The sequence below is a fragment of the Trebonia sp. genome (assembly GCF_049794275.1).
GTDB lineage: Bacteria > Actinomycetota > Actinomycetes > Streptosporangiales > Streptosporangiaceae > Trebonia.
The window spans coordinates 1-2,411 of sequence record NZ_JBARCR010000864.1 but is presented as its reverse complement, the minus strand read 5'-3'; the positions used below and the strand labels follow the sequence as shown (position 1 = coordinate 2,411).

Annotated in this window: 4 protein-coding genes; 2 read left to right on the top strand and 2 right to left on the bottom strand. The window is 69.3% G+C overall.

Annotated elements, in window-relative coordinates; all coding sequences use genetic code 11:
• Positions 1 to 274, bottom strand: a 274-nt coding sequence (locus WA805_RS22370) for a hypothetical protein (RefSeq protein ID WP_425243311.1), incomplete at its 3' end; no start/stop codon positions are given.
• A 260-nt stretch (positions 275 to 534) separates the two neighbouring features.
• Between WA805_RS22370 and WA805_RS22365 the strand changes: the two genes are divergently transcribed.
• Together WA805_RS22365 and WA805_RS22360 are read left to right on the top strand one after the other, a co-directional pair.
• Entirely contained in the window at positions 535 to 963 is a 429-nt protein-coding gene (locus WA805_RS22365; RefSeq protein ID WP_422288625.1) for an NfeD family protein, read from the top strand.
• A 2-nt stretch (positions 964 to 965) separates the two neighbouring features.
• Positions 966 to 2,138, top strand: coding sequence for an SPFH domain-containing protein (locus WA805_RS22360; protein WP_425243310.1), 1,173 nt, complete (start codon positions 966 to 968; stop codon positions 2,136 to 2,138).
• 87 nt (positions 2,139 to 2,225) lie between these two features.
• On the opposite strand, the gene WA805_RS22355 is transcribed toward WA805_RS22360, so the two are convergent.
• A partial coding sequence (locus WA805_RS22355) for a hypothetical protein (protein ID WP_425243309.1) occupies positions 2,226 to 2,411 on the bottom strand: 186 nt, incomplete at its 5' end.

Sequence of the window (2,411 nt, the reverse complement as noted above, 5' to 3'; positions counted from 1 at the left end):
GCCCCATGCGGCTGAAGCCGCCGGTGTCGCGCGCCGACTGCCGGCCTGGCCGCGGCGAAGAACCCGCGCGCGGTGGCATGGTGCGCTCGGCGCGGGGACGCGGCGGTCCTGCTGGCATGTCCGCGGGGCGGAGGCGGTCGCCTCCCGAGTAACCGCGGTAACCGGGATCGACGGGGTAGGCTGCCGGGTCGAGATAAGCGTCGTCGGGGTATGCGGCGCTGGCGGTGCCCCTGCCCCCTGCGCCGCGGCCCGGCCCACCGTCCCGACGATTCACCCGCTACCTCCTGGACACCACAGCCGGCGTGCGGCACTCACCCAGACGAGTGTAGGTCGGCGGGGCACCGGGAAAGGGCCGGACGAGTAATTGCCCTAGTTCGACATGTGTTTATTTCACCCGGGCAGGGGCTGCCACGCGGCGGCTGGTGCGGGCCTTGCGTGCGGGACTACATTTGAAGCGAAGGCACGAGCGTCTCGCCCGCGCCAACGGCATTGCGGCGCCAACTCGCCGCGCGGAAGTTCCGTTCCGGAGCGGCCATGGCATGGATCGTCTGGCTGATTGTGGCGGCAGTGCTCGGCGTAGCCGAGCTGATGACCACCACGTTCGCGCTCGGCATCATCGCGGTCGGCGCGCTGGTCGCCGCGGGTGTCGGCGCGCTGCAGGTCGGCCTGCCGTTGCAACTGCTCGCATTCGTGGTGGCATCGGGCGCGGGCCTCGGCTTCGTGCTTCCTATCGCCAGGCGCCACGTCAAACAGCCGCCACTGCTCAGGACCGGTTCCGCCGCCTTGGTCGGGCGGTCGGCCAACGTGCTCGAAGAGGTCACCAGGCACAGTGGCCGGGTCCGCATCGGCGGCGAAGAATGGTCGGCGCGCCCTTACGATGAGACGCTGGTCATCCCCGTCGGCCACCTCGTCGACGTCATGCAGATCGAGGGCGCCACCGCCCTCGTTTACCCCCGGGAGTAGCCATGGTTATCGCGGAGATCATCATTGCCGTGGTGATCGTCCTCGCCGTCGTTCTGACGGTTTTGACGGTAGTGCGCTCTATCCGCATCGTGCCGCAGGCGCGGGCGCGGAACGTTGAGCGTTTCGGCCGGTACCGCAAGACACTCGAGCCAGGGATGAACTTCATCGTGCCGTTCGTCGACCGGGTGAAGGCGCAGATCGACCTGCGCGAGCAGGTCGTCTCGTTCGACAGCCAGCCGGTGATCACCGAGGACAACCTGGTGGTCCAGATCGACACGGTGCTGTTCTTCCAGGTGACCGACCCGAAGGCGGCGGACTACGAGATCGTCAACTACATTCTGGCGATCGAGCAGCTCACGGCCACCATGCTGCGGTCGGTCATCGGCTCGATGGACCTGGAGCAGACGCTAACGTCAAGAGACAAGATCAACACGCTGCTGCGTGGCGTGCTCGACGACGCGTCGGGCAAGTGGGGTATCCGGGTGACCCGGGTGGAGATCAAGGCGATCGACCCGCCGAAGTCCGTCAAGGACGCGATGGAGAAGCAGATGCGCGCCGAGCGGGAGAAGCGCGCCGCGATCCTCACGGCCGAGGGCGGGAGGCAGTCGCAGATCCTCACCGCGGAAGGCGACAAGAAGAGCAAGATCCTGCGCGCCGAGGGCGACAAGCAGGCCGCAATCCTCCGGGCGGAGGGCGAGGCGCAGGCGATCAACCAGGTCTTCGAGTCGATCCACCGCAACGACCCGGACCCCAAGCTGCTCGCCTACCAGTACCTGCAGACGCTCCCGCAGATCGCCGCCGGCGCGGGGAACACGTTCTGGGTGATCCCCAGCGAGGTGACGTCGGCGCTGAAGGCGGTGACGAGCGCGTTCAGCGGAAGCGTCGAGGCCGGGGCCGCCGGCGGCACGCCTGCGGCCGTCGGACAGGGCGCTGGCGGGCCGGCCGTGCAGCCGGGCGATGGTGCGCCTGCCGCCCTTGCGCCTGGCGCCGGAGCGCCACGTGCTAACGAGCCGACCGAGGCGGACATCGCGGCCGCGGAGGCCGAGCGCGAGGCGACCGCGATCGCGGCCGCGGCGGTGCTGCCGCTGGGCGGCACGCTCCCCGTACAACCGGGGCCCGCGAGCAACGGCAGTCCCACGAACTACGCCAGCCCCACTGAGGAAGACGATGGGTAGGACCAGACCCTAACCGCGAATGATTGTGGGGACTTTGCCGGGGAAAACCCGGTCAAAGTCCCCACGTTCTTTTGATCGGGGCGGACCCTAGGAGAAGAGCGCCCAGATGATGGCGGCCAGGCACACGAGGATCACGACCGCGACGATCAGTGGCTTGGACACCACGGGGCGCCGGGCATTGGGGGCGCGACCTGCCGTGGACGCCGGCTTCACGGCTGACAGTGCCCGGCCCTGCGTGCCCGCGCCGCCCGGCACCCGGGCAGCGCCCGGGGC